Source organism: Cytobacillus citreus (genome assembly GCF_018343665.1).
GTDB lineage: Bacteria > Bacillota > Bacilli > Bacillales > Cytobacillaceae > Cytobacillus > Cytobacillus citreus.
The window spans coordinates 72,986-97,108 of sequence record NZ_JAGYPM010000010.1; the positions used below are offsets into that span (position 1 = coordinate 72,986).

Below are 24,123 nucleotides of genomic sequence, written 5' to 3' on the forward strand. Positions count from 1 at the left end.
GGAGAAGTTTGCTGAAATCCAACAAACGGAGTTGGATGCTTGGATGAAAGTAATTCACGATGCCAAAAACAAAGGCGAAATCCGAACATCTATGACTGACGAACAAATTGCAAAGATGTTTGTTTCTTCTTCCGATGGAATCGGCATACGAAGCATCCTAGTAGGAACCGACGGCCCCTCAATGAAGCGTGCGTTGATGGAATTGTGGGATGGAATATACTTAGAGCTAAAAGCATAATTTTTTTATTAAACATAGCGACTACTCGGTTTGTTTCTATTAATGAGGAGGTTGTGCCGTGAGTATCGAAATTAACAAAATTCATCATGTAGGGCATGTTGTCTATGATATGGAAATGGCGTTGGAGCTGTACAGGAAGCTGGGTTTCTTATGTAAGCCACCTGCTTATCCGACAATGGCTGAACAAGAAGGCGAGACACCTAGAGCATTTGGAGCAGCTAATGCTCATATCGACTTTGCCGACAATTTTATTGAAATCGTAACGACTGTACAGGAAGGGGGGAGAATTCCTTGTGACGCCCATTTCATACCGCTTTCGGCGCCCCCAGCCGTTCTCTCTCGAATCATCGCCTCAATCAAACGTACTGTTTCCACTATCTCTCGTTGTCTGGCCCGCTTTGAAGGAACGCATATTTTGGTCTTCTCCACTTCCGATGCGATCACTTCTGCGGCTCGTCTGGACCAGGGAAGAGTCGGACATGGAGGTGTCAACACGATACAAAGTCCCGTGGAGACGTCGACCGGTACGCAAATGGTTCCTGTGCGCTTACTCGAAATCGATGACGAACAAGTATCCGAAGGACGGTTGGCATTCGCTGAAAATCCACCATCGGACGCTTTGCAGACACAGATCCATATGGAGCATCCGAATGGGGCAATCGAGTTAGTCGAAGCGATCCTGTGTATCGAAGATGGAGAGTTAGATGCATTTGCGGCGCGGTATCGACTTTATTTGGGAACTCAGCCTCAAAAAGAGGGGGAGGCATGTGTGTTTGATCTCGGTGGCGGACGCATTACGATCATTCCTAAGTCCCGATTAACCGATCTGCTTCCGGGAGAAGCCCTCCCGTCTTTACCGGGATTTGCCGGATATGCAGTAAAAGTGCGTGACCTTTCTATTACCCGACAGCATCTTGAATCAAACGGATTTCCGGTTATTGAGACGGCGAGGGGAGATGTTTTTGTACCGGGCGCATCCCTACTCGGGACGGCTCTCATTTTCAGGCAAGGCTGAACATTTGACACCATAATTATAACCAACCGATTCATTAGTAGTCGGTTGGTTACTGGAAATACGGTTCCTGAGCATAAAGTGATATGCATTCTAGAAGAAGCTCAGGGGGCTCCTTCGGCATTCAATGCCCAGTCATGTTTGAACTAACGAGTACGATAGCACAATAAAAGCAGTGACAGTCTAGGTCTTTCGGATTCCTAGTCCGTCACTGCTTTTTTAACGAGTCATTCTAATAAGTGGAATTTAGTACTCGGATTATCGTACCGATTCAGCTTAGAGTAAGAAAAAACGCGATGCGGACATGATTGAGGGCTTAGCGTATATTTTCGTTAATTATCTTAACTATCTACAAACGTATTATTCATAGTATACAAAGTAAAGAAAACCGTCCTGATCGTAATTTTGAAACTCTTTCATGGCCTTCTGACCATTCTTTACAAGAAGATCGATCATGTTTGTTACAGCATTTTTTTCATTAATCGCCATTATCTATTCACCTCATATTGTGAAATATTTCGCATACAATTTTATAAAAAATTAAATCTCAAACACGTCCTTCGTATATGTTTCTGTATCAGTTGAAAAAGCCTTCCATTCGCAGATCATATTCATTATCACTCCTTTAAGCTTTTATATTTTTAGAATATCATGGAAAAAAAATAAAAGTTTGTGAAGTATTGAACAAATAATGAATATTAATGAAAAATTATAATCCCTAGGATATAACTTGGCTGCTTTTTGCAGGCAAAAAATGCAGAGGATAGCCAGCCTAAACAATATAATAAATAGTTTCGAAGGCGGTAGAGCCAGTTTGATATTTTGTCAAATTTTCATATCTTTATTTTTTGTTAAATATGTTATACTATATAAAAAAAGTATAACATATTTGTGATTGATCTATAAAATATAACACACTTATTATCGTGCAGAGGGTGATAATGATTAAACTATCTAATCGCCAGGATGAAATCCTTCAAATCGTAAAGCGAAGCGGGCCAATAACAGGGAATGAAATTGCAAAGAAACTTTCGCTTTCAAGGGCAGCGTTAAGACCAGATCTGGCTATTTTAACGAGATCCGGTAATTTAGAGGCGAGACCTCGAGTTGGTTATTTTTATAATGAAGAATTTCAGATGATGCGTCAGTCGGAACAGTTTATCCAACAAAAAGTAAATGATTTTAAAGCGCATCCGATTGTCGTTGAATATTCAACTTCCGTTTATGATGCCATTGTCCAGTTATTTTTAGAGGATGTTGGTACACTTTATGCAGTTGATTCAGAGGGCCATTTGGCTGGTGTTGTTTCACGGAAGGATTTACTTAGGGCAGCGCTCGGAAATAGAAATCTTCAAGAAGTGCCAGTAAGTGTGATCATGACGAGGATGCCGAATATTACTACCATTTCTCCCGATGAAACCTTGCTAGAGGCTGCAAAGAAAATGATTAATTATCATATTGATTCCTTGCCTGTAGTAAAGGGAGTAAAGGGGGAAAAGAATAAATATTTATTATTAGGACGAATCACAAAAACGACGATAACACGAGGTTATTTAGAATTAATTGAAGGCAAATAAGACTCAGGGGAGATGCTGAAATATTGGAACGGAAAGAAGTGGTCTATGTAGTTTCTGACTCTGTTGGAGAAACGGCTGAATTTGTTGTAAAAGCAGTAGCAACACAGTTTAACGGAGGACAAATTGAAATTCGCAGAAATTCATATGTGGATGACATTGAAGATATTGAAGATGTCATAATGTTAGCTAATAAAGATTATTCGATCATTGCTTATACGATTGTCATTCCTGCTTTAAAGGAATATTTAGACAAAAGAGCACGAGAAGAGGGGATATTAGCGGTTGATTTGCTTAATCCATTAATGAATGCGTTTGAAACTAGGTTTAATAAAGAGCCTCATCATAGTCCCGGATTAATGCGAAAATTGGACGAAGAATATTTTAGAAAAATTGAAGCAATTGAATTCGCTGTGAAATATGATGATGGACGAGACCCAAGAGGAATTACAAAGGCAGATATTGTTTTAATAGGTGTTTCAAGGACTTCAAAAACGCCATTATCAATGTACTTGGCGCATAAACGGTTTAAAGTCGCAAATGTTCCGCTAGTTCCAGAGGTTCCGCCGCCGGATGAATTATTCGAAATCCCTAGAAGGAATTGTATCGGCTTGGTCATTTCTCCGGATAAATTAAATGACATACGCAAAGAACGGCTAAAGGCTTTAGGATTAGGTTCACAAGCGAATTATGCAAGCTATGAGCGGATCCTTGACGAACTAGATTATGCTGAAAAAATCATGAAGCGTGTAGGCTGTCCTATTATCAATGTATCAAATAAGGCAATAGAAGAAACGGCTGGATTAATTTTAGAAGTGTTAAAAAAAGAGAGGAGCTTTTAATCATGAGAAAATTCGTTTATTTATTTCATGAAGGTCAAGGGAATATGAAAGATTTGCTTGGAGGGAAAGGAGCAAATCTAGCAGAAATGACTAGAATTGGTTTGCCGGTCCCATATGGTTTTACGATTACAACAGAAGCTTGTAATGCTTACTATGAAGCTAATAAAACAATACCTTCATTAGTAGAACAGCAGACACTTGAAGCTTTAAGTCGTTTAGAAGAGAAAATGGGCAAAAAGCTCGGAGACCCTGAAAACCCATTCTTTGTTTCTGTACGCTCAGGTTCTGTTTTCTCAATGCCTGGTATGATGGATACGATATTAAATCTTGGGATGAATGATGAAACTGTTATCGGCTTGGGGAAATTAACTAATAATCCACGGTTTGCATACGATTCTTACCGCCGTTTCATTCAAATGTTCAGTAATGTTGTCCTTGAAATCGATACTTTTTATTTCGAGCAATTATTAGAAGAAATGCGTGAACAAAAGGGTTATTCCTCTGACCCAGAATTAACGGCTGAGGATTGGAAAGAAGTAATTGCAGGCTATAAGGAAATTGTAAAAAAACATACGAGAAAAGCATTTCCTCAAGATCCAAAGGAACAGCTTTTTCTTGCTATAAATGCGGTGTTTAATTCTTGGAATAATCAGCGTGCCATTGTTTACCGTCGTCTGAATAAAATTCCTGACCATCTGGGTACTGCCGTGAATATTCAAAGTATGGTATTTGGAAATATGGGGAGTGACTCGGGTACCGGTGTTGCATTTACAAGAAATCCATCGACTGGTGAACAAAAGCTTTATGGTGAATATTTAATCAATGCCCAAGGAGAAGACGTCGTTGCAGGTATTCGTACACCGCAACCGATTGCTACTTTACAGAATGAAATGCCAGACGTTTACAAGCAATTTGCAGATACATGTCATCTTCTTGAACAACATTATCAAGAAATGCAGGATATCGAGTTTACGGTAGAACGCGGCCAGCTTTTCATTCTCCAAACACGTAATGGCAAGCGTACTGCACAAGCTGCTATTCGGATTGCGGTAGAGATGGTGGATGCAGGAATTATTAATAAAAAGACAGCACTCCTTCGTGTGGACCCTGATCAATTAAATCAGCTTCTTCATCGCCGTATCGATGATTCTACCCAAAAAGCAATTTTAGCAAAAGGGTTGCCTGCATCTCCAGGTGCCGCTACTGGTCAGGTTGTCTTCGATGCTGATGAAGCAGAACAATTAGCGAATGAAGGCAAAAAAGTAATCCTTGTCCGGCCAGAAACTACTCCAGATGATATTCATGGCATTGTGGCTTCGCAAGCCATTTTAACAAGCCGCGGTGGGATGACAAGTCATGCAGCAGTTGTTGCTAGAGGAATGGGAAAAGCTTGTATTTGTGGCTGTGAGGCAATAAAGATTGATTTAAGAGCGAAACAATTTGTGGTTGATGAAACTGTCGTTCATTATGGAGATATCATTACAATCGATGGTTCTACTGGTGAAATTATTATAGGGGAAGTACCAATGATTGATCCAGAACTATCCGATGAATTCCAGCGTTTACTTGCTTGGGCCGATGAAGAACGTAAACTTGGGGTTCGTGCTAATGCTGATAATCCAGAAGATGCGAAGAAAGCCTTTGAATTTGGTGCAGGTGGAATTGGATTATGCCGTACGGAACATATGTTTATGGACATAAAACGGATTCCAATTGTTCAAAAAATGATTTTAGCGGAAAATTCCAGAGAGAGAATGGAAGTGCTTGAACAGCTTTTACCAATGCAGCAAGGCGATTTTGAAGGGATTTTTGAAGCGATGCAAGGATACCCAGTCACAGTTCGCTTGCTAGATCCACCGCTTCATGAATTTTTACCTCATAAAGAGGAGCTTCTGGTTGAAGTAACAAAGCTGCAAATATTAAACCCACAATCTAAGGAGTTGAAGAAAAAAGAGCAGTTGCTGAAAAAGGTGCGCCAATTGGATGAGTATAATCCAATGCTAGGTCTTCGCGGCTGCCGCCTTGGAATGATGTATCCAGAAATCTATGAAATGCAGGCGAAGGCAATTTTTTATGCTTGCGCAAAGCTAGCTGAAAGAGAAATTGAAGTTCAGCCAGAAATCATGATCCCCCTAGTAGGCCATGTGAATGAATTAAAGCAAATGCGCCAGGTAGTTATTGATGCTGCTAATTATGTACAAGAAGAAACAGGTAAAGCAATTGCGTATACGGTTGGTACGATGATTGAAATTCCACGTGCTGCCTTAACAGCGGACCAAATTGCAGAGGAAGCGGACTTCTTCTCATTTGGTACGAATGATTTAACGCAAACGACATTCGGCTACAGCCGTGATGATGCAGAAGGTAAATTTCTTCAGGCCTATATCGAAAACAAAGTTCTTCCAGAAAATCCGTTCGCCGTCCTTGATCAGAATGGTGTCGGGAAGCTTGTTGAAACAGGTGTAAAACTAGGACGCACAACAAAACCTAAGCTAAAAACGGGTATTTGTGGAGAACATGGCGGCGAGAAGAGTTCCATTGAGTTCTGCTACAAAATCGGTTTAGATTATGTAAGCTGTTCGCCATATCGCGTACCTCTTGCTCGTTTAGCAGCAGCACAAGCAACGATTCGCCATGAGCTTAATAAAGAAGAGGTTTATACAACAGCATAATTTATCGCAGATTAACGGGCAGTAAGACCCCCACTTCAAGGTTACAAGAGAATCAAAGAAACCTAAGTGGGGGATGAAAGAAAGCCCCCACCAATGGAAGTTTCACTTAATCGTAATAAATGTTGATTGACTCTTCTTTGTGTTTTTTATTAGTCATAGCGTGGATATTAAAGAGAATAGTAGTCTTAGAAACTTTTCAATTAGTTATTACGGAGCAGAACAAACCTTGATTGGCTTTTAGCCTTTCAAGGTTTTTATTTTGGATAATTTAAACCCAAAAGTAAAAACCATTGGGTATTATGTGCTCAAGACATGTTCACTAGTGAAAGTGAAAATTTTTGATAGGCGTTAAAAATATGCCGGTTTCTTCTGATTATATTACTTATTTCCTATTTTTGTATAATCCGAGGTACAAATTTTGGAAATAATGTAAAATAAATTTGTATAAAGGAAAGGCCAAATAAGGAGGGAATCAATATTAAGAAGCTACTATACGGAATCATTATGCTGTCAATTTTGCTCACAGCTTGTTCTGAAAAGGATAATCAATCGGTTAAATCTCAAACGACTGAACCGAAACAGGTGGAAAAAGAAACGGAGGATAAATACGTTTCAAAAGAAGTTAAGTATTATGAAATCGAGAACCCGGGCCGAGAGTTAATGGATATTGAAAAAGAATTGCTTCGATATCCTGGTATATACAGTGGTGATCAATACGATGAGGAAAAAGTGAAAGAGGCATTGGATCAATTACCTGATCATTTAACGAAAGAACAATATATGGAGGAACTGATTTATTTGTTTTCTGAGGATTATCATAATGAAATGGAAACTCTTCTTCATTTTGACTCTTCAGTTAATGTTGAGATTGAACGTCCAGATGAGGCGGTCAATGCTCCAACTCTGAAGACTGCACATTACGCGATATTAATTGATGCAAGCGGGAGCATGAAAGCGCCATCTGGCAATAAATCAAGAATGGAAGCAGCCAAAGCAGCTGTTTTAGAATTTGCCGAACAAGTCCCAGAAAATGCAACAATTTCACTGCGTGTTTATGGTCACAAAGGATCAGGAAGTAATTCAGATAAAAAATTATCATGCAGCAGTACGGAGAATTTTTACAATGGTAATTATGATTCTGCAAAGTTTAATGTAGCTTTAGACAAAGTAAAACCAGTTGGATGGACTCCTATAGCTCTTGCATTGGAAACAGTTAAAGAAGATATTCCAGAAAATACGGAAGATGTTATCGTATACGTTGTAAGTGATGGAATCGAAACATGCGACGGTGATCCTGTTCAAGCAGCTAAGGATTTAGTTTCTGCTGACATTGAAACAGTCGTAAATATCATTGGATTTGATGTGGACAATGAAGGTCAAAAATTGTTAAAAGAAGTAGCGAGTGCAGGCAAAGGAGAATTTACTTATGTAAATTCTGAACACGACTTAAAAAGATATATGAGAGCGCAATACGAAGAAATTCAGAGGAAATGGCTGGAGTGGAAGGAAGCAGGAAAAGCGCAAGCTTTAGAAATAAAAGAAGAAAAGAAAAAGCTTTCAATGGATACAAAGGAAAGCATGAAGGAAAAAAGCATTCGAGAAAAAGAACGGATGAAAGTGGCTCAGGCCTATTTGAAGGAAAGATTTGAAGATTATAATCATCCAGCTGCAAATATGTTTTCTATGATCGTTGATTATGGAGATGCAAAATGGAGATATGCAGTAGATACGGGTAACCAAGCTTGGAGTGAAAGCGTAGACAATGGCAACCAAGAATGGAGTAACTATGTTGACGAAGGAAACAAAAAAATTAATGAAGCGATAGATAAAAAGAATAAGCAGTAAGAATTAATTTCATTTATAAAAGGTTGCGCATGTGAAAGGAGCGCATTAAATATGCGGAATATTCAGTTTGATAAACTAAGAAGCTATTTTTTTATTATTCTATGCTTTCTCTTATTAACTGGCTGTTCCGAACAGGCAAAACCATCGTCAAATGAAAAGGACGAAACAAAAGTAAAGAAGGAAATCGTTAATAAGGACAAAGAAAAGGAACAAGCAGACGAAGAAATTCCAAAAGCCCCAAGAGAGCTGGAGGGAATGATTGCCCAAGGACCCGGAAAGCTTGTTGAAAAGCATATGGATCCGGAGTTAGAGATTCTTGATGGTTGGGATTATTTTAAATACAGTAAATTTATTGATGAGAAGTTTACTCCGATTGTAAATGAAGAGCTCCAGGCTTATTTTGAGAAAAATAAAGATTTAGCGAGTGATCAAGTCTATGATTATCTTGTATACCAGCTTGCCTCAGGACAATACAAGTCGAATTATGAGAAATTAATTTCATATGAGCATGGCTATGTCATGCCCGAACTCCCAGACGGGGAGGATGAAATTGAATTAGCAAAGAAACAGAAAACAAATGTGGTCATTTTAATGGATGCGAGCGGAAGTATGAAAGCAAATGTCCCTGGTGGAGTGAAAATGGACCTTGCAAAAGAGACGATAAAACAGTTTACAGACCAGCTTGAGGGGGATGTAAATGTTTCTCTCTTTGCCTATGGCCATATCGGATCAGGGAAGGATTCGGATAAAGAAAAGTCATGTCAATCAATTGAAACCCTTTATCCATTAAGCCCTTATGAAGGGAATAAGTTCAATGAAGCGATGAATTCTTTTCAGGCAAGCGGCTGGACGCCTTTGGCAGGAGCAATTGAGAAAGCAAATGAACTTCTATCTAACTATCCTCATGAAGAATACAAGAATATCGTATATATCGTAAGTGATGGTATCGAAACCTGTGGCGGCAATCCTGTAGAAGCGGCTAAACAGCTAAATGAAAGTAAAATTGAAGCTAAGGTAAATATTATTGGTTTTGATGTGGATGATGAGGGTCAAAAACAGCTTAAGCAAGTAGCGGAGGCTGGTGGAGGAGATTATGCTACAGTTCGTGATAAGTCGGAATTCGAGGATGTGATCCTGAAAAAGTGGAAGCCGAGTATTATGCAGGTTTTCAGCCAGCAAGGAATTTTGCTCAATGAATATGTGGATCAACAAAAAAGACTAATTGATATTCATAGTTCTCTTTATAATGCTTCTGAGCGAGAAGGCAGTCGAATTATAATGGCTACTTTTTATTTACAGAATAAAGAACTTATCAGTCGTGAGATTGGATTAGAAGTTAGGGAAAAGGCAGAGGAAATGCGAGATCTGCGTAATGATCACTTCAAAGCAATTAAAGAGGAAAAAGAATTGGAAGCAAAACAGGCATCTGATGAGATTGATGCAAAGGTGAAAGCGTGGAAGGATAAATGGTATAAAGAGCTGGAAAATAAATAGAGCATAAAGAAGATTTCTTTCACAAAAAGGCCATTCCTTACCATTAGGCAGGGAATGGCCTTATGAACTATTAATATTACAAATGACTTTCCTAATTGAGGGATGGAGAGGAGCTTAGTTTTAAAACGCGCCCGCTCCCCCGCCGCCGCCAGAGCCACCGCTTGAACCGCTTGAACCGCTTCCAGAAGATCCTCCTGAGCTTTGCGATGAGTATGTGTGGTAGTAATGGTGGTGTGGATATTGGAAAATATCTGTTGTTTCTGCGGAAATCTTTAAAAGTGGTGATAGCCCCTCTATCTGCTCTGAAAAGATGTTTGCATATCTAATTTTTAATTCTATAAATAGATTTAGAGAGAGTGCGTGCTGATACCATTTTTCCATTTTCCCTTTTGAGCTTTCAAAATCAAAGTTACCGGAACGAATCGCCTTTTTAAATGATTGAATTCCTTTAAAATAAGGCACACCTTTCATCGTAATATCGAGTACCGGAACGAATAAGGCGGTAACCACGAGGGCAGTAGAAACTGTAATATACATAAAATCTATTTCATAGGTAAATAAACTAGTAATGATAGAACCGATAAACAAATAAGCTAATAGGGCAAATCGTCTTTCTTTTTTAATATACATCATTGCCAAGCCGCCTGTTAAAAACAGAAGGATTAAGACAATATTATATAGATCGGCCTTGCCCATCCAGGCGCTTAAGAGGGAATAAAGGATCCATAATGGAGATCCCGCTATTATTAGCCATTTTCTTATTGGATTGACTCTAACATATTTTTTTATTTCCTGATCATGAAGGACAGATTTTCTCCATTTTTTAAAAGTCTGATGAAATTTTTTTTCAGCTTGTTTATACTCTTTTTCTAAACGCCAGTTTTTCTGCCTTTCTGTTTTTGTTGGAAAAGGGAGCTGATCCAAGGAGAAGCTTTTTTTACCTGTATTATCTATTGTAAATAACCAGTCAATAATGTCTCTCTCATAATTTCTCAGCTTCTGTTCATCCTTTAAAAGGGTAAAGTGATAAGTGTGATCTGGTGCCTCTTCGTCCTCCAAATAAGAAGCTCTAGCTAATGTGTGTTCCATTGAAAGGATTCCGCTTTGGTGGAGACGGAATAAAGAACTGATTATGTCATTATGCTGCAGCTGACTTTTGCGATGAAGGACAGCAAGGGTAAATGAATCCATCTCCCCAAGATTAGCGATTGGAACGCCTTTATCAAATAACCGATAAAGCCTTCTTGGATAAAAGATTGTTATGAATAATAAGAGGATAGCCATTCCTAAAAATACATCATTAATATTTTCAACAACTGGCTCCCAGCGGCTTCTCTTTGCAAACCATTCTTGATAAGCCTCTTCTTCATTTAAAAAGGTTGAAAGCATTGGTTCATTCTCGGTAAAACTTGCATTTTTTAAGAATTCTTCAGGAAAAAGATAGCGAATTTCTACTGTCTTCTCTGCTGGTAAAAGCTTATTTTCGTAAATAAACCCATACTGTGAAGACTTTTTGAGGCTTCCGCCAGTTAAGTCATGTAAGAAGGCTTGGCCTTTTAATGTTGTGGACGGGTCATGATAAAGAGCCATTCGAATTGTTAAATGATGCAAATCGGATTCATTCATTTCATCGAAAAAACGCCAGTAAAATTGCCCAGTATCTTCATATTTAGTTGCTGCACCCTCAATCAAATAACGATAAAAAACCTTTTTCGTTTCATCCTTGGAGGCTGTATGAACCTTATAGGTTAAGTCTTCCCTTTCCACCTTTAATGGCTCTAATGTATTCGGATTATAATTTAATAGGTTCATATCTTTTGGAGCGAGATATCCTTCAAAAAATTTAACACCTTGATGATCATCATTTCCTATCGTTCTGGTCGTTCCATTAAATTCGCCTTCAAAATGATAAGTAAATAGTTCCTCGACATATAAGTCACCATTATCTAGTAAAAAAGCATGGATATCTACCTGATCAATTGAGAAGGATTCCGCCTCTGCTAGCATCGGATGAAATATTAATACAATCACGAATAAGCAAAAAATCGAATAAGTGAGCTTCAACCGATATTCCCTCCAATTTCCATTTTTTATAAAATTTATTATAACGTAATGAAGAGTATGTGAATATGCACAAAGTCATTTTGAATCTTTATCCCTAAATACGATAGATTGTTTCTATCTTTTATCCTATAAAAAACAACTGGGTTATCGTTACTTTTTTACTGTTTTAGTATATTTTATGAAAAATAAATGGAAAATGCCGTAAAATCGGACACGTAACATGAAACATCTGTCATAATAGGAAAAAAATAGTGCAATATTCATAGAATCTAAAGTTAAATCAAAAGCGTAAATAATACAAAAATATTAATATTCATTGAGGTGATATTGTGATCAAACGTGCTCTAACGATGACGAGTATTTTACTGCTATTCCTTACAGGCTGCTCTGACAAGAAGGACGTCAGCAAAGAGAAGCCAGAAGCAGACGTAGAAGCAGTGGCAGCACCGCATAAGAAAGAAGAAAACAAGCAGCCGGAAGTGAAGGAAGAAAAGGCATTATCAGAAATAGAGGCAGTGAAAATACCTGCTACAATTGAGGAATTTGCAAGCTCGATGCCAGGGCAATTAACGAAGGATTTTCCATACGATAAAGAAACAGCATCATGGCCAAGTACGAACACATTAAAAGGAATAAAGGATGAATTAACTGAGCATTTACGTGCTGCAGCAAAAGCAACAGATGATACTGATATTCTTTTTAAATCTTTTATTTTTTACTTAGGAAACAGTGCATACGATGAGGTTGTTCCTGAGCTCATGGCATTTAAACCACAGTTTGATGAGCCGTACTTGCCTGAACCTGAGGAAGCATCAGAAAACAAAGCTATTCAAGAGAATGCAGCTCCTTCAAAGGCAATTATCATGCTCGATGCCAGCTCCAGTATGCTGCTTAACGTAGATGGAGAACAAAAAATGAAAATTGCCAAAAGTGCTGTTCGCAGCTTCGCTAAAACAATTGGCGCAACGAGTGAGGTTTCGCTTTATGTTTATGGACACGCTGGGTCACAGGAAAATAAGGATAAGCAATTATCGTGCTCAAAGATTGAAGAGGTGTATCCATTACAAAAATATCACGAAGAAAAATTTTATAAAGCAGTTGATGGTGTTGAGGCTAAAGGATGGACACCTTTGGCAGGAGCTATTAATAAAGCAAAAGAAGTCAGTCAATCAATGGATGGAGATATTACACTTTATATTGTGAGTGATGGCGCAGAAACCTGTGATGGGAATCCCGTTGAAGAAGCAAAACGATTTGTTCAAGGTCAAGAGAATCACAAAGTAAATATTATCGGATTTGATGTGGATGAAAAACAAGAGAATCAATTAAAAGCTGTTGCGGAGGCAGGTCAAGGTGAATATTTCTCAGCAAAGAATACAGAAGAGCTGCAGAATACAGTTATTCAAAAATGGGTACCTCCAGGCATGATCGAAATTATGGGGAAGCAATGGGCCTCTCCAAAGGGGACATTTGCAATATTAGGGCAGGATATGGATGTTGAAAAAATGTCTCAGAAAATTACTTATGCAATCAATGTAGAACAAGGCAGGTTCAGGGATGCAGCTAATGTGATGCTAACAGAGAAAATGATTACTGAGGAACAAAAAGATAGGTTAATAAACAAAATCGAGGAGCATAAGGAAAAATTGGAACAGCTTAATGGGCAATTAAAAGAGCAAAAGAAAATGGAAATTGATGCTGAGGTTAATCGAATTGATCAGAAAATCAATGATTGGGCAAAACGGATGGAGCTCTTGCGAGAGGAAAATAAAAAATAATAAATAAGGAGGACAGGATAAGGGATATAAAAAAGTGGAAAATGGTTTGCGGGCACTTGAGGCAGGAACAAAGTCCATGGAATTAGACGCCTACTAATGTAAAAATGGAATCTCCGAAAAAATTTTCAGAGATTTCATTTTTTTTTAGGAGCTAGGAATGTCAAATGAATGAATGTACGAAAGAGAAAATGAGATTTATAGAAGGTACTGCTTAGCTTTTCTAAAGAGTTCAGCCAATTATGTTGACCTTACATTAATGAATCCATTTTTAATAATGTAAAAGTTTAGAAGAATATTACAGGATTTTGACAGAATATATCGAATTAAATAGTAGGAAATATCTATCATTAAAAATTGCTAGTATAAAGTATTTTTATAGATTACAGGAGGTATTATATGATTCAAGATCACATGCATCCTATGATTGAGAAAGTAATAAGCAATATTGAAAAAGTCATGATTGGGAAGAGAAATGTTGCAGAATTGAGCATTATCGCATTACTGGCTGAAGGGCATGTATTGCTAGAAGATGTTCCGGGTGTTGGGAAAACAATGATGGTTCGCGCGCTTGCGAAATCAGTTGGGGCGAATTTTAGAAGAATTCAATTTACTCCGGATTTGCTGCCATCAGATGTAACAGGTGTTTCTATATATAATCCGAAGGAAATGGAGTTCCAGTTCAGACCAGGGCCAATTATGGGGAATATTATTTTGGCAGATGAAATCAACCGAACCTCTCCGAAAACACAATCTGCTCTCCTAGAAGGGATGGAGGAAAGCAGTGTAACCATTGATGGGGTCACTCATCATTTAGAAAAACCGTTTTTCGTTATGGCGACCCAGAATCCAATCGAATATGAGGGAACCTATCCTCTCCCTGAGGCCCAATTAGATCGATTTTTATTAAAAATGAAAATGGGTTACCCAGATATGAAGGAGGAAATAGAAGTATTGGACCGAGCCCAAAAGGTCCGGCCAATTGATGATTTGGAGCCTGTTATTGATTTAATGGAATTAAGAGATTTGCAGGCGCAGATAAAAGAAGTGCATGTAGATGAAACGATAAAACGTTATATTGTTGACCTAGCTAACCGGACGAGAACACATGATAGTGTTTATCTTGGGGTAAGTCCAAGGGGTTCGATTGCTTTAATGAAGGCCGCGCAAGTCTATGCATTTATGTATGGCAGGGACTATGTTCTCCCAGATGATATTCAGTATTTAACTGGACCTGTGTTTGTACATCGGATTATTTTAAAATCTGAGGCTAAGTTTGAAGGGATTTCTGCAGAAGATGTTGTAAACCGAGTTATAGCGAGGACTCCGGTTCCAGTACAAAGGTATGTGAAGTAGGATGAGGAGTATATTCTCAGTATTGAAAAAGGTATGGAAATTAATTGTTTTGTTCCTATTAATTGGGATTGCCTTTTCCTATGCTATGTTTCAGGGGGGATTTGTTAGCTGGTTTTTATTTTATAGCTTCCTCCCGTTTGCTATATACGCGCTGTTTCTTTCTTTTTACCCGCTTACTCATTTTCAGGCCGTACGTGTTTTCCAAAAAACTGAATTTAATGTGGGTGAAACATTAAAGGTGTCTATTACTATAAGTAGGAAATCAGCGTTTCCATTATTCTTTTTAGTCATTGAAGATTGTCTTAGTGATCAGCTTCTATTATTACAAGAAAGGAATAAGGCGAAGACATTCTTGTTTCCTGGCTTTCAAAAGGAGATCACTTGGGAGTATCAAGTCAATGATTTGCAGAGAGGAGAGCACTTTTTTCAGTATGTAAGGCTGAAAAGCGGGGATCCACTAGGGTTAATTGAAAAAGAAATACAAGTTCAAACAGACAATAAAATAATTGTTTTTCCTGCCTATGAAGAACTCATATACAGACCGCTGGAAAATCATTTTGATCAAGGAATGACTGCGTCAAAGGAGCGTGTTCAAAGGGATACTTCAATGGCGATTGGGATTAGGGAGTACCAGCCTGGGGATCGTTTTTCATGGATTAACTGGAAGGCGACAGCGAAGCGGAATGAAATTATGACGAAGGAATTCGAACAGAGGCAATCCCATGATGTATATATTTTAATGGATTGTGCACCGAATAGTCGTTTCGAGACCATCGTTTCCTTTTCTGCTTCCATAATTCGAGCGATCCTTCAAAAAGGAGCTCAGGTTGGTTTTCTGTCTTCAGCATCTGAGCGGGTAGCTTTTCCGATTAGGGGAGGGGAAGGTCAGCAGCTGCAATTATTTTATCATCTTGCCAAGGTAAAAGATAATAGTCCTGTTTCGATTGACCGAGTCCTTGAAGTAGAAGGATTCTTACTGCAGCAAAATAACCTCATGGTCGTAACTGCACAATTGACTAGAAGCTTAATTGAAAAAGCGGGTTTACTTACATCTAAAAATAACGCAGTCACGATTTTTATTCTTAAGAATGAGGCTGAAATTCTTTCGCAAAATGAGCTTGCCCTTATGTCCGCTGCCAATTCAAGAGGTTTACGTATTGTTTTAGTTCATAAAGGGGATTTTAAAGCAGTGTTTTCGGAGGTGGCCAGAAGATGACTTCCCGGAAGGTTCCAAAGGATTTAGCCAGCTTTCTATTATATGCTTTTGGCTTCCTGCTGCTTTGGGAGTGGTTAAGACCGCTCGAACAGCTAACAGATACATCGAATATTATTATATTTATTCTTTTTATTATTGTTTCCCTATTCTTGTCTTACATAGGGGCACCTCTATTTATTAGCAGTTTTATTAAATGTGCATTTATTGTCTTTGCCATACACTTTTTATACTTTGAGGGCTCTTTTTTTCAAACAGAATGGGTATCTATGTTCATTAAGGATCTTCTGGAGAACATCGGAGCTGTCGTAGAGAGAGATTGGTCTAATCTGAGCAATACCTTTAGGAGCTTATTATTTTTTGTGCTTCTATGGTTAATGGCGTATTTAATTCAATATTGGCTGATTGCCAGAAGACAAATTTTTATCTTTTTCTTCATGACATTAATTTATATTACGGTTCTTGATACATTCAGTCCCTATGAGGCAGGGGCAGCAATAATAAGAACGGTAATATCTGGCTTTGCGATCATGGGCATGCTGACTTTTTACAGGCTACTTGATAAAGAGTTTGTGCAAAAAAAGCCTACATTATCCCGAAAATGGATGCTCCCTTTAACGATTATGATAGTTATAAGTGTTAGTTTTGGACTAGCTGCTCCAAAGGCTGAACCGATATGGCCAGACCCTGTTCCATTTTTTAAATCGTATGGAAAGGGAAGCGGGGGCGAGGGCGGCGGTGTTCGCAGTATTGGGTACGACGAGGATGATTCTCGGCTTGGCGGGCCATTCATTGGGAATGATCAGCTTGTGTTTACAGCTGAGGTAGAGTCTCGTCATTATTGGAAGGTAGAAACAAAGGATATTTATACTGGTAAAGGGTGGGATACATCAGGATCTAGGGAGTATAGATCTCAATTTGATGGAGAAGACGAAGTTCCTATATTTTCGTTTTTTGAACATGCTGGGGTGGAAAAAGAAGAAGAGAAAAGTATTCTAAATACTAATATTCATGACAGATATATTGTGTATCCTTTAGGAATTAAGAGAATTGATGCACCTCTCCACCCTAACAGCTCTTATTCATTGGAAAATTACACTGAAAAAATTCATTCTTTTTTAGGGGATAGACCCAGTTCGTTTTATAACTATTCCGTTGTTTTTGATGCACCGAAATTCAGTGTAACTGCTCTAATGAAAGCAAGTGAAGCGCCAGCATTTGATAGTGACTTTCTTGATCGATACACACAGCTTCCTGATGGACTGCCTCAAAGGGTTCGAGAGTTGGCATCAGAAATAACTGCTGGAAAGAACACTTGGTACGAAAAAGTAAAAGCATTAGAAGCCTATTTAACAGGCTCCAATTTCACTTATGATCAAAAAGAAGTTGCTATCCCTGGTCCAGAAGATGATTATGTCGATCAGTTTTTATTTGATACACAAATAGGATATTGTGATAACTTCTCTACGTCAATGATTGTCATGGCCAGATCGCTTGGAATTCCCACAAGATGGGTCAAAGGATATACAGAAGGGGACTATAAGGGACTTGGTCAAAACAACCGTAAAATTTTTGAAGTGACAAACAATAATGCCCATTCATGGGTAGAGGTATATTTTCCTGAAATTGGCTGGGTTCCATTTGAACCAACGAAAAGCTTTTCGAATAATGTTCATTTTAATTATGATTATTCTACCCAAAGTAATTCTCAGACTCAGGTAGAACAACCAAAAAGTGAAGTGAAGGACAAGCCTGAGCTATTAGAAGAAAAAGCAGAGAAAGCGTCCACTTCCTTTTCTTTTAAAAAGCTTATTAGTTCTTTGAAGGTGTTTTGGGAGAAAATATGGATGTGGTTAATAGGGGCTATTATCGTATTAGCTATCTTGGTTCTTGTCATTTATCGCATCCGTGGGAAATGGCTTCCCTACTACTTAGCTTTAAGATATAAATGGTCGAAGAAGGATGATAACTTCCAGCGGGCTTATTTACTTTTATTACGTGAACTGAAACGCTACGGCTTGCCGCGAAAAGAAGGGCAAACATTAAGAGATTATGCAGAATACGTCGATCGTTTCTTTTCGACTACTGACATGACTCGAATAACTGCCCGTTATGAGAAAATAATTTATCGAGGCGAATTAAATGAGGGAAGCTGGAAAGAGACAAAGAAATTGTGGGAAAATTTAATCAAAAAAACAATCGCTTGACCGGAAAAAAGACCTGTTGTTAAAATAGGTTCATTAGTGAACGAGCTATATTCAACGTAATTTTCAATCGTTCTTAAGTTAAATAATAAAATTGAATGCAAATGACTTCATATATCCTCGATAATATGGTTCGAAAGTTTCTACCAGATCACCGTAAATGATTTGACTATGAAGGCAGATATTTCTATATGTTTTGTTTTTTAAAAAACTAGAATCTCTGTCTTCACCATTTTTATTTGGGGAGGAGATTCTGGTTTTTTCTTTTTATCGCAGATTAACGGGCAGTAAGACCCCCACTTCAAGGTTGCGAGAGAATCAAAGAAACCTAAGTGGGGGATCAACTGCCCGTAAAGGCCCGTAAAATGAACACAGACTAAAAGCGCCACATCGTGTGGCAACGTCTGCGTGACCCACTTCCTGTGGGCCGCAACTAACCATCAGTGGGGGATGAAAGCCGACTAAGAACGCCACGTCCTGTGGCAACGTCGGCACTAGCACGTCCTGTGCGTCGAAAAACCCCCACTGATGGAAGTTTCACTTTATGAAGTATGTTTTTGCATTCAAATGGCGATTGTAAATGCGTTAATATTTATGAAACTGTGAACACTATGCATAATCATATGCATTCAAATAACTTAATGGGGTGAACTTACGTGACGGCGAAACCAGAAATGCAAGGTCAAGAAATGATTGTTGTTTTAGATTTTGGAAGTCAGTATAACCAGTTAATTACACGAAGAATTAGAGAGTTTGGTGTTTATAGTGAGTTGCATCCTCATACGATTACCGCTGAGGAAATTAAAAAGATGAATCCTAAAGGAATTATTTTTTCTGGCGGTCCTAACAGCGTATATGAGGAAGGTGCTTTTCGCTGTGACGAGGAAATTTTCGAGCTTGGCTTGCCAATTTTCGGTATATGCTATGGAATGCAATTAATGACAATGCATTTCGGAGGTAAGGTTGAAAAAGCAAAACATCGTGAATATGGTAAGGCTGAGATGAAAATTGAAAATCAATCAAAGCTTTTTGCTGAATTACCGACTGTACAAACAGTTTGGATGAGTCATGGTGATTTAGTTGTTGAAGCTCCTCAAGGGTTTACTGTTGATGGAATAAACCCATCATGTCCGATTGCTGCTATGAGTAATGAAGAACACAGCATGTACGCTGTTCAATTCCATCCAGAAGTTCTGCACTCTGTATATGGAAATGATATTCTGAAGAATTTTGTTTTCGGTGTATGCGAGTGTAAGGGCGATTGGTCGATGGAGAACTTTATTGAAGTTGAAATGGAAAAAATCCGACAAACTGTTGGAGATAAAAAAGTACTTTGCGCTTTAAGCGGCGGTGTTGATTCCTCCGTGGTAGCTGTACTTATACATAAAGCCATTGGTGATCAGTTAACATGTATCTTTGTTGATCATGGTCTGCTTCGTAAAGAGGAAGCGGAAGGTGTTATGAAGACTTTTGCAGAAGGCTTCCATATGAATGTCATTAAGGTTGACGCACAAGAGCGCTTCTTAAGCAAGCTAAAGGGCGTAGCTGATCCAGAACAGAAGCGTAAGATTATTGGAAATGAATTTATTTATGTCTTTGATGATGAGGCAGCTAAGCTTGAGGGTATTGAGTTTTTAGCGCAAGGAACACTTTATACAGATATTATCGAAAGCGGCACAGCGACTGCTCAAACAATCAAGTCCCATCATAATGTGGGCGGACTTCCAGAAGATATGCAATTTACGTTAATTGAGCCATTAAACACTTTATTTAAAGATGAAGTAAGAGCATTAGGAACAGAGCTAGGAATTCCAGATGAAATTGTTTGGAGACAACCATTCCCAGGCCCTGGTCTAGGTATCCGTGTTCTTGGAGAAATCTCTGAAGACAAGCTTGAAATCGTTCGTGAATCAGATTTTATTTTACGCGACGAAATCAAAAAGGCAGGACTTGACCGCGATGTATGGCAATATTTCACTGTACTGCCTAACATCAGAAGTGTAGGCGTTATGGGAGATGCTCGTACTTATGACTATACGATCGGCATACGTGCCGTAACATCTATTGATGGAATGACATCTGACTGGGCAAGAATCCCTTGGGATGTACTTGAAGTTATTTCATCGCGAATTGTAAACGAAGTAGCTCATGTTAACCGTGTTGTGTACGATATTACAAGCAAGCCGCCTGCTACAATAGAGTGGGAGTAAATAAAATACGAACAATACAAAAAACGGACATAATAATGTTCGTTTTTTGTATTGACGGACTATTGTCCTATTGATAAAATAAAAGTGAATTAAATATTGTTATATTACGTCGTATAATGTTGGGGATATGGCCCAAAAGTTTCTACCGAGCTACCGGAAATAGCTTGACTACGAGGTAAGTGTAATAGAATCGGGTATTGTTATCTGTCCTTATTAATTATAATTTCCCCGTTTACTACTGCGCGGCCTCATCGTCAACGTTCCGGACAATGTCTGGAGCGTTTTTTTGTGTGCTTAGTGATTAAAAGTAACAAACCTTTTCTAGGAGGAAAAAAGATGAAAAAGTATTTCCAGTTTGAAGAACTTGGAACAAACTATCGCCGAGAATTTTTAGGTGGTCTAACGACATTTTTGGCAATGGCCTATATTTTGGTTGTCAATCCGATGACTTTAACTCTTCAAACAGTACCAGACTTTCCAGATTCGCTACGAATGGATTATGGTGCAGTGTTTGTTGCAACTGCATTATCTGCTGCTGTAGGTTCTATCATTATGGGACTAGTAGCAAAGTATCCTTTAAGTCTTGCGCCGGGGCTTGGATTAAATGCGTTCTTTGCTTATACTGTTGTACTAGTTAATGGAAGCCCGTGGCAGCATGCTCTAGCAGCAGTTTTTATTTCAGGAGTATTCTTTTTACTTTTAACCCTTACTGGGCTTCGTGAAAAACTAATAAATGCCATTCCAATTGAGTTAAAATTAGCAGTTGGAGCGGGAATTGGTATATTTATTGCATTTATCGGGCTGCAAAATGCAGGAATTATCGTCAATAATGATGCTACGCTTGTAGGCTTAGGAGATTTTACTGACGGAAATACATTACTAGCTATCTTCGGCTTAATTGTTACTGTTATTTTGATGGTGAGGGGAATTAAAGGCGGCGTATTTTATGGAATGGTTATCACCACAATAGTAGGTATGATCTTCCAATTAATTGAGGTTCCTACTAAAGTTGTAGATAAGGTTCCAAGTCTTGAACCAACTTTCGGTGCTCTATTTTCTTCTTTTGGAGACAGTTCATTTTATACAACAACAATGCTTGGAGTTATATTAACCTTTTTATTTGTAGATTTTTTTGATAATGCAGGAACATTAGTTGCTGTTGCGAACCAAGCAGGATTTGTGAAAGATAATAAACTGCCACGTGCAGGAAAAGCGCTTATTTCGGATTCGATTGCTACTATTGCTGGATCGATTTTTGGAACATCAACGGTCACTTCTTTTGTAGAATCTTCTGCAGGGGTGGCTGCTGGAGCTAGAACGGGATTTGCTTCACTTGTTACTGCAGCACTTTTTATTCTTTCTATATTCTTCTTCCCATTATTATCTGTTATCACACCGCCAGTTACTGCACCTGCATTAATCATTGTTGGAGTATTAATGGTTTCATCCTTAGGGAAGATTGATTGGGCGAAATTCGAGATTGCCGTTCCATCATTTTTTACGATGATTGCAATGCCGCTTACTTATAGTATTGCAACAGGAATCGCAGTTGGATTTATCTTTTATCCAATTACAATGATCGTAAAAGGGCGTACGAAAGAAATCCATCCAATCATGTATTTCTTCTTTGTGATATTTGTTCTTTACTTCATTTTCTTAGAGTAGCTTTTTTGCAAAGCTTCAGTGGCTATGAATAGGTTCCTGAAGCTTTTTTCATTTATCCAAAACATATGAATCACCTTACTCATATGTGGTTGGGTTTAGATTGGTTAAAATTGGAGAGAGGAAACATAAATAAATTTCACGTTTTTTGTTGACGATACATGAAGGCGGTGGTATTATATAAAAACAGTCGCTGACATCTTAACAACATTTTGATAGTAAAAAAAGTTGTTGACACCGCGATTTAAAAATGATATATTAATAAAGTCGCCTCTGAGCGATAATATTGATAGAAACATTGTTCTTTGAAAACTGAACGAACAAAAACGTCAACGTTAATTCTTTTAGTCTTTTTATTAAAAAGACACTATGAGCTAATCAACTCACAATTTATTGGAGAGTTTGATCCTGGCTCAGGACGAACGCTGGCGGCGTGCCTAATACATGCAAGTCGAGCGGATTTGTGGGAGCTTGCTCCCGCAAGTTAGCGGCGGACGGGTGAGTAACACGTGGGCAACCTGCCTGTAAGACTGGGATAACTTCGGGAAACCGGAGCTAATACCGGATAATTCTTTCCTACACATGTAGGAAAGCTGAAAGATGGCTTCGGCTATCACTTACAGATGGGCCCGCGGCGCATTAGCTAGTTGGTGAGGTAACGGCTCACCAAGGCAACGATGCGTAGCCGACCTGAGAGGGTGATCGGCCACACTGGGACTGAGACACGGCCCAGACTCCTACGGGAGGCAGCAGTAGGGAATCTTCCGCAATGGACGAAAGTCTGACGGAGCAACGCCGCGTGAGTGATGAAGGTTTTCGGATCGTAAAACTCTGTTGTTAGGGAAGAACAAGTACCGTTCGAATAGGGCGGTACCTTGACGGTACCTAACCAGAAAGCCACGGCTAACTACGTGCCAGCAGCCGCGGTAATACGTAGGTGGCAAGCGTTGTCCGGAATTATTGGGCGTAAAGCGCGCGCAGGTGGTTCCTTAAGTCTGATGTGAAAGCCCACGGCTCAACCGTGGAGGGTCATTGGAAACTGGGGAACTTGAGTGCAGAAGAGGAAAGTGGAATTCCACGTGTAGCGGTGAAATGCGTAGAGATGTGGAGGAACACCAGTGGCGAAGGCGACTTTCTGGTCTGTAACTGACACTGAGGCGCGAAAGCGTGGGGAGCGAACAGGATTAGATACCCTGGTAGTCCACGCCGTAAACGATGAGTGCTAAGTGTTAGGGGGTTTCCGCCCCTTAGTGCTGCAGCTAACGCATTAAGCACTCCGCCTGGGGAGTACGGCCGCAAGGCTGAAACTCAAAGGAATTGACGGGGGCCCGCACAAGCGGTGGAGCATGTGGTTTAATTCGAAGCAACGCGAAGAACCTTACCAGGTCTTGACATCCTCTGCCAACCCTAGAGATAGGGCGTTCCCCTTCGGGGGACAGAGTGACAGGTGGTGCATGGTTGTCGTCAGCTCGTGTCGTGAGATGTTGGGTTAAGTCCCGCAACGAGCGCAACCCTTGATCTTAGTTGCCAGCATTCAGTTGGGCACTCTAAGGTGACTGCCGGTGACAAACCGGAGGAAGGTGGGGATGACGTCAAATCATCATGCCCCTTATGACCTGGGCTACACACGTGCTACAATGGATGGTACAAAGGGCTGCGAGACCGCGAGGTTAAGCGAATCCCATAAAACCATTCTCAGTTCGGATTGCAGGCTGCAACTCGCCTGCATGAAGCCGGAATCGCTAGTAATCGCGGATCAGCATGCCGCGGTGAATACGTTCCCGGGCCTTGTACACACCGCCCGTCACACCACGAGAGTTTGTAACACCCGAAGTCGGTGGGGTAACCGTAAGGAGCCAGCCGCCTAAGGTGGGACAGATGATTGGGGTGAAGTCGTAACAAGGTAGCCGTATCGGAAGGTGCGGCTGGATCACCTCCTTTCTAAGGATATATAGAAGTATT

The 24,123-nt window shown here is 39.4% G+C and carries 15 protein-coding genes, 1 rRNA gene and 2 riboswitches; of the genes, 14 read left to right on the forward strand and 2 right to left on the reverse strand.

Annotation, left to right across the window (positions count from 1 at the left end; genetic code table 11):
* Positions 1–43 precede the first annotated feature (43 nt).
* Positions 44–238 (forward strand): hypothetical protein, encoded by a 195-nt coding sequence (locus tag KHA94_RS24775; protein ID WP_213104741.1) that lies wholly within the window; start codon positions 44–46, stop codon positions 236–238.
* Positions 239–296: 58 nt separating this feature from the next.
* A complete protein-coding gene (locus KHA94_RS24780) occupies positions 297–1,253 on the forward strand; it encodes a VOC family protein (RefSeq protein WP_213104742.1) in 957 nt (318 codons plus the stop codon).
* Between the two features lie 357 nt (positions 1,254–1,610).
* Here the strand turns inward: KHA94_RS24780 and KHA94_RS26425 are convergent, their stop codons facing one another.
* Entirely contained in the window at positions 1,611–1,739 is a 129-nt protein-coding gene (locus tag KHA94_RS26425; RefSeq protein WP_275950939.1) for a hypothetical protein, read from the reverse strand.
* A 452-nt stretch (positions 1,740–2,191) separates the two neighbouring features.
* On the opposite strand from KHA94_RS26425, the gene ccpN reads away from it, so the two are divergent.
* The 5 genes from ccpN (at position 2,192) to KHA94_RS24805 (ending at position 9,677) form a co-directional block, all read left to right on the forward strand.
* The gene (gene ccpN / locus KHA94_RS24785) at positions 2,192–2,827 is read left to right on the forward strand and encodes a transcriptional regulator CcpN (protein WP_213104743.1); all 636 of its coding nucleotides are present in this window, start codon (positions 2,192–2,194) and stop codon (positions 2,825–2,827) included.
* Positions 2,828–2,850: 23 nt separating this feature from the next.
* Positions 2,851–3,666, forward strand: a complete 816-nt coding sequence (locus KHA94_RS24790) for a pyruvate, water dikinase regulatory protein (RefSeq protein ID WP_213104744.1) — start codon at positions 2,851–2,853, stop codon at positions 3,664–3,666.
* A 2-nt stretch (positions 3,667–3,668) separates the two neighbouring features.
* Positions 3,669–6,338, forward strand: a complete 2,670-nt coding sequence (gene ppdK / locus KHA94_RS24795; RefSeq protein WP_213104745.1) for a pyruvate, phosphate dikinase — start codon at positions 3,669–3,671, stop codon at positions 6,336–6,338.
* Between the two features lie 504 nt (positions 6,339–6,842).
* On the forward strand, positions 6,843–8,183 hold the full coding sequence (locus KHA94_RS24800) for a vWA domain-containing protein (RefSeq protein ID WP_249365742.1): 1,341 nt from the start codon (positions 6,843–6,845) through the stop codon (positions 8,181–8,183).
* 51 nt (positions 8,184–8,234) lie between these two features.
* Positions 8,235–9,677, forward strand: coding sequence for a vWA domain-containing protein (locus KHA94_RS24805; RefSeq protein ID WP_213104746.1), 1,443 nt, complete (start codon positions 8,235–8,237; stop codon positions 9,675–9,677).
* Positions 9,678–9,797: 120 nt separating this feature from the next.
* Here the strand turns inward: KHA94_RS24805 and KHA94_RS24810 are convergent, their stop codons facing one another.
* Entirely contained in the window at positions 9,798–11,741 is a 1,944-nt protein-coding gene (locus KHA94_RS24810; protein WP_213104747.1) for a DUF2207 domain-containing protein, read from the reverse strand.
* Positions 11,742–12,070: 329 nt separating this feature from the next.
* Here KHA94_RS24810 and KHA94_RS26595 point away from each other — a divergent pair, with 329 nt between their 5' ends.
* From KHA94_RS26595 to KHA94_RS24845, 7 genes are all read left to right on the forward strand, one after another.
* Positions 12,071–13,519, forward strand: a complete 1,449-nt coding sequence (locus KHA94_RS26595; RefSeq protein WP_213104748.1) for a vWA domain-containing protein — start codon at positions 12,071–12,073, stop codon at positions 13,517–13,519.
* A gap of 396 nt (positions 13,520–13,915) precedes the next feature.
* Positions 13,916–14,872, forward strand: coding sequence for an AAA family ATPase (locus KHA94_RS24820; protein ID WP_213104749.1), 957 nt, complete (start codon positions 13,916–13,918; stop codon positions 14,870–14,872).
* 1 nt (position 14,873) lies between these two features.
* Positions 14,874–16,088, forward strand: a complete 1,215-nt coding sequence (locus KHA94_RS24825) for a DUF58 domain-containing protein (protein ID WP_213104750.1) — start codon at positions 14,874–14,876, stop codon at positions 16,086–16,088.
* A complete protein-coding gene (locus KHA94_RS24830) occupies positions 16,085–18,292 on the forward strand; it encodes a transglutaminaseTgpA domain-containing protein (RefSeq protein ID WP_213104751.1) in 2,208 nt (735 codons plus the stop codon). The genes KHA94_RS24825 and KHA94_RS24830 overlap by 4 nt, the downstream gene beginning before the upstream one ends.
* 87 nt (positions 18,293–18,379) lie before the next feature.
* Positions 18,380–18,481, forward strand: a riboswitch (purine riboswitch).
* Between the two features lie 482 nt (positions 18,482–18,963).
* Entirely contained in the window at positions 18,964–20,499 is a 1,536-nt protein-coding gene (gene guaA, locus KHA94_RS24835; RefSeq protein WP_213104756.1) for a glutamine-hydrolyzing GMP synthase, read from the forward strand.
* Positions 20,500–20,588: 89 nt separating this feature from the next.
* A riboswitch (purine riboswitch) is annotated at positions 20,589–20,690 on the forward strand.
* A gap of 145 nt (positions 20,691–20,835) precedes the next feature.
* Positions 20,836–22,164 (forward strand): NCS2 family permease, encoded by a 1,329-nt coding sequence (locus KHA94_RS24840; RefSeq protein ID WP_213104752.1) that lies wholly within the window; start codon positions 20,836–20,838, stop codon positions 22,162–22,164.
* Positions 22,165–22,551: 387 nt separating this feature from the next.
* A 16S ribosomal RNA gene (locus tag KHA94_RS24845) occupies positions 22,552–24,102 on the forward strand.
* The last annotated feature ends 21 nt before the right edge of the window (positions 24,103–24,123 follow it).

What these genes read in the sequence shown, in the direction of transcription:
- ccpN (WP_213104743.1), top strand. Translation starts at nt 2,192, where the DNA reads ATGATTAAACTATCTAATCGCCAGGATGAAATCCTTCAAATCGTAAAG.
- KHA94_RS24775 (WP_213104741.1), top strand. Translation starts at nt 44, where the DNA reads ATGAAAGTAATTCACGATGCCAAAAACAAAGGCGAAATCCGAACATCT.
- KHA94_RS24820 (WP_213104749.1), top strand. Translation starts at nt 13,916, where the DNA reads ATGATTCAAGATCACATGCATCCTATGATTGAGAAAGTAATAAGCAAT.
- KHA94_RS24830 (WP_213104751.1), top strand. Translation starts at nt 16,085, where the DNA reads ATGACTTCCCGGAAGGTTCCAAAGGATTTAGCCAGCTTTCTATTATAT.
- KHA94_RS24840 (WP_213104752.1), top strand. Translation starts at nt 20,836, where the DNA reads ATGAAAAAGTATTTCCAGTTTGAAGAACTTGGAACAAACTATCGCCGA.
- KHA94_RS24825 (WP_213104750.1), top strand. Translation starts at nt 14,874, where the DNA reads ATGAGGAGTATATTCTCAGTATTGAAAAAGGTATGGAAATTAATTGTT.
- KHA94_RS24805 (WP_213104746.1), top strand. Translation starts at nt 8,235, where the DNA reads ATGCGGAATATTCAGTTTGATAAACTAAGAAGCTATTTTTTTATTATT.
- guaA (WP_213104756.1), top strand. Translation starts at nt 18,964, where the DNA reads ATGCAAGGTCAAGAAATGATTGTTGTTTTAGATTTTGGAAGTCAGTAT.
- KHA94_RS26425 (WP_275950939.1), bottom strand. Translation starts at nt 1,739, where the DNA reads ATGGCGATTAATGAAAAAAATGCTGTAACAAACATGATCGATCTTCTT.
- KHA94_RS24800 (WP_249365742.1), top strand. Translation starts at nt 6,843, where the DNA reads ATGCTGTCAATTTTGCTCACAGCTTGTTCTGAAAAGGATAATCAATCG.
- ppdK (WP_213104745.1), top strand. Translation starts at nt 3,669, where the DNA reads ATGAGAAAATTCGTTTATTTATTTCATGAAGGTCAAGGGAATATGAAA.